This is a genomic window from Ideonella dechloratans (assembly GCF_021049305.1).
In the GTDB taxonomy this organism is placed as follows: domain Bacteria; phylum Pseudomonadota; class Gammaproteobacteria; order Burkholderiales; family Burkholderiaceae_C; genus Ideonella; species Ideonella dechloratans.
Genome location: NZ_CP088081.1, coordinates 3567431 through 3582573, shown reverse-complemented (window position 1 = coordinate 3582573; position 15143 = coordinate 3567431). Strand labels below are relative to the sequence as shown.

Here is a 15143-nt window from a genome sequence, read left to right as displayed (position 1 = left end):
ACCGCGCGGTCTTGAACGGCGATACTCCAGGCGGCTTTGATCCGTTCATGCGCAGGGCCCGCTTTGGCCCCTGGGAAGTCCGACATGGTGTCCGGTCCAACTTCTCCTTCCATGGCCTCGGAGGATTCCGCCAGGGTCCTGTGGGGCCGACGCCAGGCGTCTGCCGGCCTGGTGCTGGCCGGCTGGGTGGGCTATTACCTGCTGGCGCTGGGCTGCATCGTGCTTTCGCGCCTGCCCCAGGAGATCTCCACCCTGTGGCTGCCCGACGCGCTGGCGGTGCTCTGGCTGTTGATGCTGCCGCCGGCGCAGCGCCGCTGGCCCCTGCTGGGTCTGGTGCTGGTCATCCCGGCGGCCAATCTCAGCTACGGCGACCCCTGGCGTCTGGCCGTTTCCTTCATTCCGGCCAACCTGTCCCAGATCGCCCTGGCCGCCTGGCTGCTGGAGCGGCATGTGCAGCCCCATCGGGCGCTGACCGAGCCGGCCCACCTGTTGCGGGCCATGGGGCTGGGCGGTGCGCTGCCGGCGGCCTTCGGCGGCGGCGTGGCCTGCCTGATCGTGCCCGCCCTGGTCGGCACGCCGCTGGGGCCCTCGCTGGGGAACCTGTGGTGGTCCTGGGTGGTGAGCAGCTTCTTCGGCTCCGTGACCCTGCTGCCGCTGGGGCTGTGGGTGCTGGCCCGCGGCTCTCCACTGTCCCGGTTGCTGAGGCTGCGGGCCCTGGGGGCGTTGCTGCTGGTGGCGCTGGCCTGCTGGTTCCTGCCGCAGTGGGTGAGCACACCCTTTCTGCTCATGATGGTGCTGCTGGGCGCGGTGGCCCTGAACGGCGGCTTCCTGCTCGCCGCGGTGGCCGCGGTGCTGGCTTCCGTGCTGCTCAATGCCGAGTACGCGCTGGGGCGCATGCTGTTGCAGCAGACCCGCACCATCGACGCGCCCATGGCTGTGACCGCCATGCTGGTGACCGTCATCCCGACCGTGCTGATCGGCGCGGTGCGCGAGCGGCTCCAGCAGCAGCTGCGGCAGGTGCAGGCCGGCGAGGCCCTGCTGCGTTCGATGGCCGACGCCACGCCGGTGCTGCTGTGCCTGGTGGACCGGCAGGAGCGCATCGTCCAGCTCAACCCGGCTGGTGCACGGCTGCTGGGCGCCAGCCGGCCCGAGGAGCTGATCGGGCAGTCCCTGGCCGAGCGCGTGCCGCTGCAGGATGCCCGCGATGGCCAGGGCGTGCTGACCACGCTGCGCGCGCCCACCGGCAGCGTGCGGCAGCTGATGCTGCACCGTGCCCGGGTGGCGGGCGGGCCGCAGGGCGGTGCCGTCTATTCCCTGATGGATGTCACCGACCAGCTGGAGGCCCAGCAGCTGCGCGAGCAGACCGCCCGGGCCGAGGCCCGCAGCCAGGCCAAGAGTGCCCTGCTCTCGCACATGAGTCACGAGCTGCGCACGCCGCTCAATGCGGTGCTGGGCTTTGCCCAGCTGCTGCAAACCGAGCTGGGCCGGGCGCCGCTGCCGCGCCAGCACGAGCGGCTGCAACTGCTGCTGCAGTCGGGCTGGCACTTGCTGGGCATGATCGACGAGCTGCTGGACCTCTCCCGCATCGAGGCGGGCCAGCTGGCGCTGGACTGCCACACCGTGGCGCTGGCGCCGCTGCTGGGTGAGGCGGTGGCCATGGTGCAGGCCGATGCCGCGCGGCGCCACATCGTGATCGAGACGCCGCCCGCCCTGACCCGCCACTACGTCCACGCCGATCCGCTGCGCCTGCGCCAGGTGCTGATCAACCTGCTGAGCAATGCCGTCAAGTACAACCGCGAGGGCGGGCGGGTCCGCATCGAGGTGGCGGCCGAGGCCGGGCACTGGACGCTGTCGGTGGCCGACACCGGCCTGGGCATCAGCCTGGCCCAGCAGCCCCATGTGTTCGAGCCCTTCAACCGCCTGGACCAGGCCCGCTCCAGCGTGCCGGGCACCGGCATCGGCCTGAGCATCACCCGCCGCCTGGTGGAGGCCATGGGCGGGCGCATGGGCTTTCTCAGCGATCCGGGCGCGGGCTCGACCTTCTGGGTGTCGCTGGCGGCGGCCGAGGCGCCCGCACGGGCCGACACCGGCCTGCAGCGGGCCGAGGCCCCGCCGGTGCGTCCGGCCCGCGTGCTGTGCGTGGAAGACGACCCGGTCAGCGCCCTGCTGGTGACCCAGGCGCTGGCGCTGGACGGCCATCAGGTGCAGGTGGCGGGCACCGCGGGCGAGGCCCTGCGGCTGGCCCAGGCCGCACCGCCGGACCTGATGCTGATCGACTTTCGCCTGCCGGATTTCGGCGGGCCCGAGCTGCACCGCCGCTTGCGCGAAGACCCGCGGCTGGTTGGTCTGCCCTGCATTGCGCTGACGGCCCAGGCCACCGACGACGACCGCCGCGCCGCCGGCCCGGGCTGGGCCGCCTTTCTGGCCAAGCCGGTGGACCTGTCGGTGCTGCGCCATGCGGTGGCCGCGGCCCTGCAGCCGGACCGGCCCCGGCCGGTGGCCTGAGCGGCCCGGCCGGCGCAGGGCTCAGGCGCTGGCCGGCGGGGTCTCGGGCAGCGCCCGGTCCAGCAGGGCGTCCACATCCAGCGCCGCCGGGTCCAGTGCCCCGAAGATGCCGGCCGTGTCCGGCCCGAAGCGGGTGGCGATGAAGCCCTCGGCCACCGTCGCCGGCGCGTGGCGGCGCAGCAGCACCGCCTGGGCCAGCAGCACCAGGCGCTGGGTGATTCTCCGGGCCTGGCCTTCCAGCAGGTCCGTGGGGCCCTGCCAGGCCGGCGCCAGCGTGTGCAGCGCGGCGCGCAGCCGCGGCTCGTCCCCGCAGCCTTCGGCCAGGTCGTCCCACAGCCGCTGGGCCGCCTCGCGCTCGCGGCCCAGGGCGCGCAGCAGGTCCAGGGCCATCACATTGCCCGAGCCCTCCCACACCGAGTTGACCGGCGCCTCGCGGTAGAGCCGGGCCAGGCTGCTCTCCTCCACATAGCCGTTGCCGCCCAGCACCTCCAGCGCCTCGCCGGCCTGGGCCACCGCGCGCTTGCACACCCACAGCTTGGCGGCCGGCGTCATCAGCCGCTGCCAGGCGCGGGCCAGCGGGTCGGGCACGGGGCCCTCGGCGTCCTCGAAGGCCTGAGCCAGGCGCAGGGCCAGCACCAGCGCGGCCTCGCTCTCCAGCGCCAGGTCGGCCAGCACGCTGCGCATCAGCGGCTGCTGGGCCAGCGGCCGGCCGAAGGCCTGGCGCTGGCGCGCATAGGCCAGGGCCTGCACCAGGCCGGCACGCATCAGCGCGGTGCTGCCCAGCACGCAGTTCAGCCGGGTGTGGGTGGCCATCTCCAGGATGGTGGGGATGCCGCGGCCGGGCGCGCCCACCCGCAGGCCCCAGGCGTCCTCGAACTCCACCTCGCCGCTGGCATTGCTGCGGTTGCCCAGCTTGTCCTTCAGGCGCTGGATGCGCACCGCGTTGCGCTGGCCGTCGGGCCGCCAGCGAGGCACCAGGTAGCAGGACAGGCCCCCCTCGGGCGTGCGCGCCACCACCAGGTGGGCGTCGCTGCTGGGGGCCGAGTAGAACCACTTGTGGCCGCGCAGCAGGGCTTCGGCGCTGTCCGCTCCGCCGACCTGGGTGGCGATGGGCGTGGCGGTGGTGGTGTTCGCCCGCACGTCGGAGCCGCCCTGTTTCTCGGTCATGCCCATGCCCAGCCAGATCGACGGCTTGGCGTCGATCGGCCGGTCGCTCGGGTCGTGCCGCGCCTCCAGCAGGCGCTCGCCCAGCCAGGCCCACAGGGCCGGGGCGCGCCGTAGCACGGGGATGGCGGCCTGGGTCATGGTGGCCGGGCACAGGGTGCCGGCCTCCACCTGGCCGTGCAGCAGCATGCCGGCCGCGGCGGCGGCCCAGCGGCCCGGGCGGCGGTCGGCAAAGGGCCGGGCCATCCAGCCCTGGCCGCGCAGCAGGGTCAAGAGGGCATGCCAGTCGGGATGGAAGCGCACATCGTCGATGCGCCGCCCGCGGGCGTCGAAGCGCTGCAGCACCGGGCCGGCCGCATTGGCCTGGGCGGCCTGCGCGAAGGTCTCGCTGCGGCCCAGGGCCGTGCCGTAGGCGTGCAGGCCGGGCAGGGCCCAGGCCGCGCCCAGGCGCTGCAGGTGCTGCTGCAGCGCCGGGTCGATGGCCAGCAGGTCCACGTCGCGCAGTTCGTCGACCTGGTTGCTGACGGTGTGGGTGCTCCAGTCCATGGCAGGCCTCCGGAAAGAGAGGTTCAGGCGGGGTAGCCGGTGATGGCCTGGATGCGGCGGTACAGCGGCCGCAGGCGGGCGTAGAGCGGGCGGTAGACCTCGGCGTACAGGGCATCGTAGAGGTCGGCCGCCTCGGCGCGGGGCTCGAACCATGTCGCGACCCGGGTCATGCGCGCCACCGCGGCGGGGAAGTCCGGCTGCAGGCCCAGGCCCACCGCGGCGTCGATGGCCGCGCCCAGGCCCGAGGTCTCGTGGGTGTGGGGCCGGCCCACCTTCAGGCGGAAGACATCGGCGGTGAGCTGCAGCACCGCGTCGCTCTGGGCTCCGCCGCCGCTGGCGCGCAGCTGGGTGATGGGCTGGCCCGAGCGCCGCTCCAGCCGCTCGCGGCCCTCGCGCAGCGCATAGGCCAGGCCCTCCAGGATGGCGCGGTAGAGGTGGGCGCGGGTGTGGGCCTCGCCGAAGCCGATGATGGCGCCCTTGGCCTCGGGGCCGGGGTGGCGCACGCCGGGGCTCCAGGTGGGCTGCAGGGTCAGGCCCAGCGAGCCCGGCGGCACCTGGGCCACCAGCTCGTCGAACAGGGTTTCGGGCGCCACGCCCAGCACCTCGGCGGCGGCCTGCTCGGGCTGGCCGAACTGGTCGCGGAACCAGCTCACCAGCCAGAAGCCGCGGGTGACCTGCACCTCGGCGCTGTAGTGGCCGGGCACAGCAGCCGGGTAGGGCGGCACGAAGCGCTCGGGCTCCAGGTAGCGGGCGCTGGTGAGGTTGAGGGTGGCGGTGGTGCCGTAGCTCAGCGCGCCGATGCCGCTGCCGTGGGGGTCGAAGGCACCGGCGCCCAGCACCTCGCAGGCCTTGTCGGCCGCGGCGGCCAGCACCGGCGTGCCCGCAGGCAGGCCGGTGGCGGCAGCGGCCTCGCGCGTGACCTCGCCCAGCACGCTGCCCACCGGCTGCAGCGCGGGCAGCTGCTCGGGCCGCAGGGCCAGGGCCTGCCAGTGCCAGGACCCGTGCGCCGCCCACTGCTGGCGCCGGCTGTCGAAGGGCAGGTAGGCCACCTGGCTGCCGATGCTGTCCACCAGGCGGCCGGTCAGGCGCTGGTTGAGCAGGCCCGACATCAGCAGGAAGGCGTGGGCCCGACCGTGCAGGGCCGGTTCGTGCTGGGCCCACCAGTTGAGCTCGGCGTCCTGCTGGAAGCGGCGCACCGTGCCCGACAGGCCGGTCAGCGCGAAGGCCGCGCGCCAGTGCGCGGCCACCCGCGGCAGCCGGGTGGCGCGGCGCTGGTCGGGCCAGATGATGGCCGGCGCCAGGCAGCGGCCCTGCGCGTCCACCGGCACCATGGAGGCGCGCTGGGTGGTGACGGCCACGCCGGCCACCCGGGCCGGCTCCTGCGTGGCCCACAGGCGCTGGCAGCAGGCCGCGGCGGCCCGCCAGAAGCCCTCGCCGTCGTGCGTCATCCAGCCGGGCTGGGGCCGCTGGTAGTCGGCAAAGACCTGCTGGGCGCGGGCCACCAGCGTGCCGTCCAGCGCGAACAGCAGGGCCCGCACCGACTGCGTGCCCAGGTCGATGGCCAGGATCAGGTCTTTCATGCGGGCACCCCGTGGGTGGTGGTCATCAGCGCCAGGTAGCGGTCCCGTTCCTGCCGGAAATGCTCGGCCGACCAGCCCAGCGTCTCCTGGCACAGCGGCTGCAGCGCGGGCAGCAGATCGGCGGCAAAGCCCGGCATCAGCAGGCCCAGGCGGCTGCGGCGCAGCAGCAGGTCGTCCAGGTGCCGCACCTGCTCGTGCAGCAGGCTGTGGCGCAGCTCGCCCCAGCGGGTGGTGGTGCCGGGGATGAGCGCGCCGCGGGCGGCCTGGCCGGCCAGCGCGCCCCAGCGGCCCTGCCAGCGCAGCGGCACGCCGGCCACCGGCGCGTGCGCGGGCAGGATGTCGCGGTGCACCGGCGGCGGCAGCGTGGGCAGCCAGGGCCGGGCGGCGGCCAGCGCGGCCTGGGCCATGCGGCGGAAGGTGGTGAGCTTGCCGCCGGCCAGGGCCACCAGGCCGTCCTGCGTCCACACCAGGTGTTCACGGCTTTCCTGCGAGGGCGCCACTGGCTTGTCGCTGGCGATCACCGGCCGCACGCCGGCCCAGGTGCACTGCACGTCGGCGGCGCTCACTCCGGCGCGGGGAAAGCTGTGGGCCAGGGCCGCCAGCAGGTAGCGCAGCTCCTCGGGCTGGATGCGCGGCTCGGTGCCCAGCTCGGGGTGGTCCAGGTCGGTGGTGCCCACGATCAGCCGGCCCTGCCAGGGGTAGGCGAAGACGGGGCGGCCGTCTTCCGGGTGGCGCCAGGCCACCGCGCGGGCCAGCGGCAGGCGCCACAGCGGCAGCAGCAGGTGGCTGCCGCGCAGCGGGCGCAGCCGCGGCGGCGCGGCGCCGGCCAGCGCGGCCACGGTGCCCAGCCAGGGCCCGCTGGCGCTGACGATGCAGCGGCAGGCCACGCTGCGCTCGAAGCCGTCCGGCCCGCGCAGCGTGGCGCCGCGGATCTGGCCCCGCCCATCGCGCTGCAGCGCGGTCAGCGTGGTGTGGTTGTGCAGCTCGGCCCCCAGGCTGCGGGCCTCCTGCAGCACCCGCAGGGTCAGGCGGGCGTCGTCGGTGGTGGCGTCCTCGTAGAGGCTGGCGCCGTCGTCGGTGGCCAGGCCGGGCACCAGCCAGGGGATGTCGGCGTTGCTGGCCCAGCCGCGGGCGCGCCGGCCGGCCAGGTGGTCGTACAGGCGCAGGCCGATCTGCATCGTGCGGCGGCCCGGCCCGAAGGGGCGGCGGTGCGCCATCACGAAGCCGATGCGCTCGACCAGGCCGGGCAGCTCGCGCAGCAGGGCCTCGCGCTCCTGCACCGATTCGCGCGTCAGGTGCAGCGCGCCGCTCTGCAGATAGCGCAGGCCGCCATGCACCAGCTTGCTGCTGCGGCTGGAGGCGCCCCAGGCGTAGTCGCGGGCCTCTACCAGGGTCACACGCAGGCCGCGGCGGGCGGCCTCTAGCGCCACGCCGGCGCCGCTGATGCCGCCGCCCAGCACCAGCAGATCGCAGTCGGGCTTCATGGCCGCACCCTCACCGCAGGGGCCGCAGGTTGCCCGAGGCCAGCAGGCCCTGCGGGTCGGCCTGGGCGATGGCCGCGTCCAGCTGGGCCAGGCCGGCCGCGCCCTTCTCGGCGGCCAGGGCGTCGCGGTGGTCGCGGCCCACGCCGTGCTGGTGCGAGATGGTGCCGCCCTGGGCGACGATGGCTGCATTGACCGCCGTCTTCAGCGCGCGCCAGCGGGCCGCGCTCTCGGCCCCGTCGGCGCCCACCCGCAGCACGAAGGTGCTGTAGACGCTGCTGCCCGTGGGGTAGACGTGCGAGAGGTGGGTGTAGGCGTGGCAGCGCTCGTCCAGTGCGGCCAGGGCCTGGGCGCCGGCCTGCTCGATGGCCTGCACCATCGCCGTGGTGCCGGTCCAGGGCAGGGCGGTCTCCATGGTGTCGACCATGTAGCCGGCCTCCCACAGCGCATTGCGCAGGTAGACGCCGGCAAAGCGCTTGGCGGCCCAGGCCCGGCCCAGGCGCTCGCCGGTGCCCACACCGCCGTGGGCGCGCCACAGCGCGCTGGCCTCGGCCCGCAGCGCGCGCACCTGGGGGACGCTGCCGGTCAGCCCCAGCATCAGCAGGCACTTGCCGGTGCCGCAGCCGCGCCAGGCCAGGTAGCGTTCCAGCCAGGCGATGGTGCCGGCGTGGCCGGCCAGGCGCAGGGTGGTCTCGGTCTCCACCGCGTTGGACAGGCGCAGCATGGACAGCGGCAGGCGGCGCTGCGCCAGCTCGCGCACCGCGGCCAGGCCGGCGTCCCAGCTGGGGAAGAACACGCCCAGGAACTGCTCGCGCTCGGGCAGGCGGCTCACCCGCACCGTCACGTCGCTCAGCACGCCCAGCCGGCCCTCGCTGCCCAGCACCCACTCGCGCAGGTCCGGCCCGGCGGCGCTGGCCGGCAGCGGCGGGATCACCCACTCGCCACCGGGGGTCTGCAGCCGGCCGCCGGCGAACCACTGCTCGCTGCGGCCGTAGCGCAGGCTCTGCTGGCCGCTGGAGCGCGTCACCACCCAGCCGCCGAGGCTGGCGTACTCGAAGCTCTGCGGAAAGTGGCCCAGCATGAAGCCGCGCGCACGCAGCTGGGCTTCCAGGTCGGGGCCGGTCACGCCGGCCTCGAAGGTGGCGAGCTGGGCCGTCTCGTCCAACTCGCTCAGCGCGCGCAGCCGGGCCATGGCCAGGGCCAGCACCGGCCGGGGCTCGTCGGCCTCGGGCCGCAGGTGGCCCACCACGCTGGTGGCCCCGCCCACCGGGATGACCAGCACCCCCTGGGCCTGGGCCCAGTCCAGCAGCGCGCGCACGTCCTCGCGGGTTTCGGGGAAGGCCACGCCGTCGCAGACCCGGCCGATGGGGCCCTGGCGCAGCGCGATCCAGTCGCCCAGGCTCTGGCCGTGGCTGGCGCGCAGCCGGGCCTCGGCGTCGGTCTGGACGAGGGGATGGGGCGGCAACCGGCCAGGAGGCACCTGGGCCAGCGCCTCGGCCAGGCGCAGGTCGGCCGGCGGCCGGGCCGGGCCCACCCGCTCGTGCAGAAAGTCCCGTGCCCCGGCCGGCAGCGTGGCCTGCACCGTGTCGTCTCCCCATCCGTTCCAACGCCGCATCGTGTCCTCGTTCTGTGTCGTTCGGGCTGGCGGGCATGCTAGGCAGCGGGCGGGCGGCTGGCTTGGCCTGGGCCGTCAGGCCCCGCACCGGCATTTGTGAAATCACGCCACGGCCGGGCGCGGCCGGGCATTGCCGCAAGCCCCGATGGCCGGCGCCGGGGGCTGTGCTAGAAACGCCGCGCCACTTCTGCCCGTTCCGCCGTGTCCCTCGCACTCGCCACCGACGACCGCAGCCAGGCCGCCGATGCCGCGGCCCGCCTGCACGGCCTGCCGTCCGCCCGGCTGGCGCGCGTGGCGCTGGCCTATGCCCAGCCGGCGCTGGACGCACTGGCCGAAGCCGGGTTGGCGCCCGCCGCCCTGCGGTTGGAACCACCGCTGTCGACACCGCTGCCCGACCCGCTGCCCGCCTTGCACTACATGGCCCTGCTGGAGGCCGCCGCCGCCCAGGGGGCGGGCGAGGACCTCGGCCTGCGGGTGGGCGCGCGCATGCGCACCGCCAGCTTCGTGGCCTACGGCCATGTGGTGCTGAGCAGCCCCGACTTCAGCGCCGCGATGGCCCAGACCCAGCGCTACGAGGGCCTGGCCCATGACCTGGGCCGCAGCGAGCTGCAGGTGGAGGACGGGCAGGCGCACTACCTGTGGCACTGTCCCTGGCTGCTGCGCCAGCCGGGGCGGCAGGTCTGCGAATCGGTGATGGCCGGCATCTTCGTCTTCGTGCGCTGGCTGGCCCAGCGGCCGCTGCCGCTGCAGGCCCTGGCCTTCCCGCACCCGGCGCCCTCGCCCGCGGCGCGGGCCCGGCTGGACGACTTCTTCGGCGTGGCGGTGCAGTTCGGCGCGCCGGTCACCCGGGCCTGCTTCGACGCCCGCCTGCTGGCCGAGCCCATCCCGAGCGCGGATGCGAGTTTGCTGCCGCTGCTGCAGCAGCATGCCGAGGCCCTGCTCAGCGCGCGCCAGACGGGCCTGCACGGCCTGCACAGCCTGCCGCCATCCGGGGTGTCGCCCCCGGCCGAGCCCCTGGGCGAGCAGGTGCGCCGCCAGATCGCCGAGCGCCTGGCCCAGGACGGCGCCCGCATGGCCGAGGTGGCGCAGGCCCTGGGCCTGTCGCCGCGCACGCTGCAGCGCCGCCTGGCCGCGCTGGGCACGCCCTTCCAGGCCTTGCTGGACGGCGTGCGGCGCGAGCTGGCGCAGCGCTATGTGGCCGATCCAGCGCTGTCGCTGACCGAGATCGCCTTTCTGCTGGGCTATGCCGAGCAGAGCTCCTTCACCCACGCCTTCAAGGCCTGGTTCGGCCTGCCGCCACAGGCCGCGCGGCGCCGGGGCTGAGCACTTCCCCTGCCGGGCGCGGCATCCCCTGGCCAGGGGGCAGTGCCAGGGCCTGGGCCTGCCTAAGATTCCGGGCAGGGAGGACCGCCCCATGCCCCTGACCGAGGACGAACGCCAGCGCCTGCGCGACGAGGAGCTCTACCGCGCCCAGCTGCGCCGCGAGATGGAGCCGCCCCGGGCGCCCCCCGGCGCGTTGGAGCGCCTGTCGGCCTTCTTCGAGAGCAAGGTGGGCTTCTGGCTGCTGACCACCGTGGTGGCCGGGCTGGCGGTCAGGCTGTCCGCGGAGTTCGGCAACTGGATCAACCACAGCGAACTCGAGCAGCGGGCCAAGGCCGAGCAGATCCGGGCGGCCGCCGAGCAGTCGCGGCAGGAGCTGGACACGGTCATGAAGATCATGCCCCTGCTGGTGTCCGACCAGCCGGCCCAGGGCCGGCTGGGGGTGGTGCTGCTCAACAGCGTGGCCGCGGCCAGCGGGGTGCAGAAGGGCACGGTGGATCAGATCACCGCCGCCTTGCAGTCGGTGGTCGCCCTTGGCGCGGCCCCCGACGCCAGCCCCCAGGCCCGGGCCCAGGCCGACCAGGTGGCCCGCCTGCTGGATGCGGGCAGCGGCACCGCGGCGGTGGCGGCAGGCAACGGGGCGAGTGGGGCCAGTGGGGCCGTGACGGCCGCCGCCGCGCCCGCACGGGTGGCGGCGCCGGCACTCCAGGCCGTGACCCTGCCGGCCCGGGTCTATGTGCAGATCGGCAGCGAGGAGCGGCGCCCCCTGGCCCAGCAGGCCCTGGCGGCCCTGCAGCAGGCGGGCGTGCTGACCCCTGGCATCGAGCGGGTGCCCACCCGGTCGGTGCCGGCGCGCCACCAGCTGCGCTACTGTCCGGACAAGGTGTCGCAGGACACCCTGCAGCAGGTTCAGCAGGCGCTGGCGCCGCTGCTGAACCCGCTGGACATGACCCCGCTCAAGCCCAGCCAATGCGGCAATGTGCGGCCCAACCACCTGGAGCTGTGGCTGGCAGATTGAGCCGCCGTCCGGTCTGTCTGGGGCCTCAGGCGCCGGGCAGCAGTTCCTGCACCAGGGCCTCGAAGGCCTGGGCCACCGGCGAGGGCCGTGGCCGGTCGTGCGCCAGCACAATGCCCAGCGTGGGCAGCGGCGGCAGGCCCGCACCGTCGCCCAGCACCAGCAGGTCCTCGGGCACGGCCGTCTGGGTCAGCACGCTGATGGCCTGGCCCGAGCGCACCACGGCCAGCAGGCCGGCCAGGCTGCCGCTGGCATAGGCCAGGCGGTGGCGCCGGCCGGCCCCGGCCAGCGCGGCCAGGGCCGCCTGGTGGTCCTGGGTTTCGGGGCCGGACAGGGCCAGGGGCAGCGGGTCGGCCCGCAGGGCCTCGCCGCCCGGGGCGCCCACCCACACCAGCGGCTCGGTGCGCAGCAGGCCCCGGGCCGTGGCCGGTTCGGCCACCGAGACCAGGGCCAGGTCCAGCTCGCGCCGGGCCAGGGCCTGGCGCAGCTGCGGCGTGGGGGCACACACCACCTCCACCAGCACGCGGGGATGCCGATGGGCAAAGCCGCGCAGCAGCGGCGGCAGGAAGCGCACCGCGTAGTCGTCCGGGCAGCCAAAGCGCAGCACGCCACTGAGCGGGTCTTCGGCCAGGTCGGCCAGGGCCTGGTCGTGCAGGGCCAGCAGGCGCTGGGCGTGCTCGCGCAGGCGTTCACCCGCCGCGGTCAGGCGAACGCCGCGGCCGGTGCGCAGCAAGAGGGGCTGGCCCACCACCGCCTCGAGCCGCTGCATCTGCAGGCTCAGCGCCGACTGGGTGCGGTGCACCCGCTGGGCGGCGCGGCTGAGCGTGCCGCTGTCGGCCACGGCCAACCAGCTGCGCAGCAGGTCGATGTCCAGGTTGGCGGGCACGGTATGAGCGTTTCTGATGGGTGGTGCAAGAAGCTTTCGTTTTACCAGATGGCTCCGACGCCGCAAGATGGCCCCATTCCCGACCACTGTCCTGAGGCCTCCCATGTCCCACAACGACGATCCCCTCTTCTGGCAACGCGCCCGCCAGCACCTGGTGCGCTACGGCGGCAGCTTCGAGCCGATGATCATCGAGCGGGCCCAGGGCTGCTGGGTCTACGACGCCGACGGCCGCGGCATCCTGGACTTCACCTCCGGCCAGATGAGCGCGCTGCTGGGCCACGCCCATCCGGAGATCGCCGCGGTGGTGACCGAATCGATCCACACGCTGGACCACCTGTTCAGCGGCATGCTCTCGCGCCCGGTGGTGGAGCTGGCCACCCGCCTGGCCGAGGCCACGCCGCCCGGGCTGGACCGCTGCCTGCTGCTGAGCACCGGCGCCGAGTCCAACGAGGCCGCGCTGCGCATGGCCAAGCTGGTGACCGGCGGCTGGGAGGTGGTGGGCTTCGCCCAGTCCTGGCACGGCATGACCGGCGGCGCGGCGGCGGCCACCTACAGCGCCGGGCGCAAGGGCTATGGCCCGGCGGCGGTGGGCTCGCTGGCCATTCCGGCGCCCAACAGCTACCGGCCGCGCTTCACGAAGGATGGCGTGCTGGACTGGCAGACCGAGCTGGACGATGCCTTCGCCCTGGTCGACGCCCAGTCCACCGGCGCGCTGGCGGCCTTCATCGCCGAGCCCATCCTGAGCAGCGGCGGCATCATCGAGCTGCCCGCGGGCTACATGGCCGCGCTCAAGCGCAAGTGCGAGGAGCGCGGCATGCTGCTGATCCTGGACGAGGCCCAGACCGGGGTGGGCCGCACCGGGATGATGTTCGCCTGCGAGCGCGATGGCGTGACGCCCGACATCCTGACCCTGTCCAAGACCCTGGGCGCGGGCCTGCCGCTGGCGGCCATGGTCACCTCGGCGGCGATCGAGGAGGCCGCGCACGCCAAGGGCTTCCTGTTCTACACGACCCACGTCTCCGACCCGCTGCCCGCGGCGGTGGGCCTGAAGGTGCTGGAGGTGGTGCAGCGCGACGGCCTGGTGCAGCGTGCCCAGGTGGCGGGCGAGCGCCTGAAGGCCGGCCTGCTGCGCCTGCAGCAGAAGCACGACTGCATCGGCGATGTGCGTGGCCGCGGCCTGTTGCTGGGGCTGGAAGTGGTGATCGACCGGCGCACCAAGGAGCCGGCCTTCGCGCTGGGCGAGGCCATCGGCCGCGAGGCCATGGCCCTGGGCCTGAGCATGAACATCGTCAAGCTGCCGCAGATGGGCGGGGTGTTCCGCATCGCCCCGCCGCTGACGGTGAGCGACGGCGAGATCGACCAGGGCCTGGCGCTGATGGACCAGGCGATCGAGAAGGCGCTCAGCCGCCGTACTGCTGGCGCAGCGCCCGCTTGTTGAGCTTGCCCACGCTGGTGCGGGCCAGCTGTTCGACGAACAGCACCTGGTCGGGCACGCCGAACTTGCTGATCAGACCCTCCTGGACGGCGGCCCTCACATGGGCGCTGATGTCCTGCGGCGTGCAGGTCGCGCCGGGCTTGGGCACCACCAGGGCCAGCGGGCGCTCGCTCCACTTCGGGTCCTTCACGCCCACCACCGCCACCTCGCTGACGCCGGGGTGGCGGGCGATGATCTCCTCGATCTCCAGCGAGGACACCCATTCGCCGCCGGTCTTGATGACGTCCTTGATGCGGTCGGTCACCTGCAGGTAGCCGCGCACGTCGATGTGGCCGATGTCCTGGGTGTGCAGGTAGCCGCCGTGCCAGAGCTCGGCCGAGGCCTCCGGGTTGTGCAGATAGCCCTGGGTCAGCCAGGGCGCGCGCACCACCACCTCGCCGGCGGACTGGCCGTCGCGTGGCAGGTCCCGCAGGTCCGGGTCCACGGTGCGCAGCTCCACCAGCGGCACCGGCCGGCCGGTCTTGATGCGGGTGGGCAGCTCGCGCGCGGTGCCCACGTCGGCCGCGTCCACCTGGGCCAGGGTCAGGATGGGACAGGTCTCGGACATGCCGTAGCCGGTGAAGATGTCGATGCCGCGTTCACGGGCGGCCAGGGCCAGGCCGGAGTTCAGCGCCGCGCCGCCGATGATGACCTTCCAGCGCGAGAGGTCCACGTCCTTGGCGGCCGGCGACTGCAGCAGCATGTGCAGGATGGTGGGCACGCAGTGCGAGAAGGTGACCTGCTCGCGCTCGATCAGCTGGAGCAGCAACTCGGGCTGGTAGCGGCCCGGGTAGACCTGCTTGAGCCCGATCATCGTGGCGGCATAGGGCATGCCCCAGGCGTGCACATGGAACATCGGCGTGATGGGCATGTACACATCGCCGCGGTGCACGCCGCCCTGGTCGCGCGCCAGCGCCAGGGCGCTGGTCACCCCCAGGGTGTGCAGCACCAGCTGGCGGTGGCTGAAGTACACGCCCTTGGGCAGGCCGGTGGTGCCGGTGGTGTAGAAGGTGGTGGCGCGGGTGTTCTCGTCGAAGTCGGGGAAGTCGCAGTCCGCCGCGGCGCCGGCCAGCAGGGCTTCGTATTCGCCGGCAAAGCCTTCGGGCAGGGCGGCGGGCTCGTCGCTCAACAGGATGAAGGTCTTGACCGTGGTGAGCTCGTGGCGGATCTGGGCCAGCACCGGCAGGAAGTCGCTGTTGACCAGCAGCACGTCCACCTGGGCGTGGTTGAGGGTGTAGACGATCTGCTCGGGCGCCAGCCGCACGTTCACCGTCATCAGCACGCTGCCCAGCATGGGCACGGCGAAGAAGCACTCCAGGTAGCGGTGCGAATCCCAGTCCATCACACCCACGGTGCGGCCCAGGCCGGCGCCCTGGGCCCGCAGCGCGTTGCCCAGGCGGCCGATGCGCTCAAACAGCTCGCCGTAGCTCAGCCGCCGCTTGTCGGCGTAGACGATCTCCTGCTCCAGCGCGGTGGCGCGCGGGGTGTGCAGCAGCTGCTTGATCAGCAGCGGGTAGGCATAGGCTTCGGGCGTGCGGTCGATCATGGTGCGCAGAG

At 74.1% G+C, this 15143-nt stretch carries 10 protein-coding genes; 4 read left to right on the top strand and 6 right to left on the bottom strand.

The features are described 5' to 3' along the window. Positions 1–111 precede the first annotated feature (111 nt). On the top strand, positions 112–2505 hold the full coding sequence (locus tag LRM40_RS16675) for an ATP-binding protein (RefSeq protein WP_170288893.1): 2394 nt from the start codon (positions 112–114) through the stop codon (positions 2503–2505). Positions 2506–2526: 21 nt separating this feature from the next. Here the strand turns inward: LRM40_RS16675 and LRM40_RS16670 are convergent, their stop codons facing one another. The 4 genes from LRM40_RS16670 to LRM40_RS16655 are packed head-to-tail and all read right to left on the bottom strand — an operon-like array spanning position 2527 to position 8891. Beyond that, a complete protein-coding gene (locus LRM40_RS16670; RefSeq protein WP_151124562.1) occupies positions 2527–4215 on the bottom strand; it encodes an acyl-CoA dehydrogenase family protein in 1689 nt (562 codons plus the stop codon). Between the two features lie 23 nt (positions 4216–4238). Then, positions 4239–5795 carry an FGGY-family carbohydrate kinase gene (locus LRM40_RS16665; protein WP_151124561.1) on the bottom strand — a complete coding sequence of 519 codons (1557 nt, stop codon included), beginning with the start codon at positions 5793–5795 and terminating at the stop codon, positions 4239–4241. Next, complete coding sequence (locus LRM40_RS16660; protein WP_231067608.1) at positions 5792–7279, bottom strand: glycerol-3-phosphate dehydrogenase/oxidase; 1488 nt, start codon at positions 7277–7279, stop codon at positions 5792–5794. Before LRM40_RS16660 ends, LRM40_RS16665 begins: the two co-directional genes overlap by 4 nt. Positions 7280–7289: 10 nt before the next feature. Beyond that, complete coding sequence (locus LRM40_RS16655) at positions 7290–8891, bottom strand: FAD-binding oxidoreductase (RefSeq protein WP_151125360.1); 1602 nt, start codon at positions 8889–8891, stop codon at positions 7290–7292. A gap of 201 nt (positions 8892–9092) precedes the next feature. Here LRM40_RS16655 and LRM40_RS16650 point away from each other — a divergent pair, with 201 nt between their 5' ends. Both LRM40_RS16650 and LRM40_RS16645 read left to right on the top strand, forming a co-directional pair. Then, a complete protein-coding gene (locus tag LRM40_RS16650) occupies positions 9093–10214 on the top strand; it encodes an AraC family transcriptional regulator (RefSeq protein ID WP_151125361.1) in 1122 nt (373 codons plus the stop codon). Positions 10215–10305: 91 nt separating this feature from the next. Further along, complete coding sequence (locus tag LRM40_RS16645; RefSeq protein ID WP_151125362.1) at positions 10306–11229, top strand: hypothetical protein; 924 nt, start codon at positions 10306–10308, stop codon at positions 11227–11229. A 25-nt stretch (positions 11230–11254) separates the two neighbouring features. On the opposite strand, the gene LRM40_RS16640 is transcribed toward LRM40_RS16645, so the two are convergent. Further along, positions 11255–12112, bottom strand: a complete 858-nt coding sequence (locus LRM40_RS16640) for a LysR substrate-binding domain-containing protein (RefSeq protein WP_151125363.1) — start codon at positions 12110–12112, stop codon at positions 11255–11257. Between the two features lie 103 nt (positions 12113–12215). Here LRM40_RS16640 and LRM40_RS16635 point away from each other — a divergent pair, with 103 nt between their 5' ends. Next, on the top strand, positions 12216–13550 hold the full coding sequence (locus LRM40_RS16635) for an aspartate aminotransferase family protein (RefSeq protein WP_151125364.1): 1335 nt from the start codon (positions 12216–12218) through the stop codon (positions 13548–13550). Here the strand turns inward: LRM40_RS16635 and LRM40_RS16630 are convergent. Continuing rightward, positions 13513–15132 carry a fatty acid--CoA ligase gene (locus LRM40_RS16630; RefSeq protein ID WP_231067607.1) on the bottom strand — a complete coding sequence of 540 codons (1620 nt, stop codon included), beginning with the start codon at positions 15130–15132 and terminating at the stop codon, positions 13513–13515. The two genes, LRM40_RS16635 and LRM40_RS16630, sit on opposite strands and share 38 nt — an antisense overlap. Positions 15133–15143: the final 11 nt, after the last annotated feature.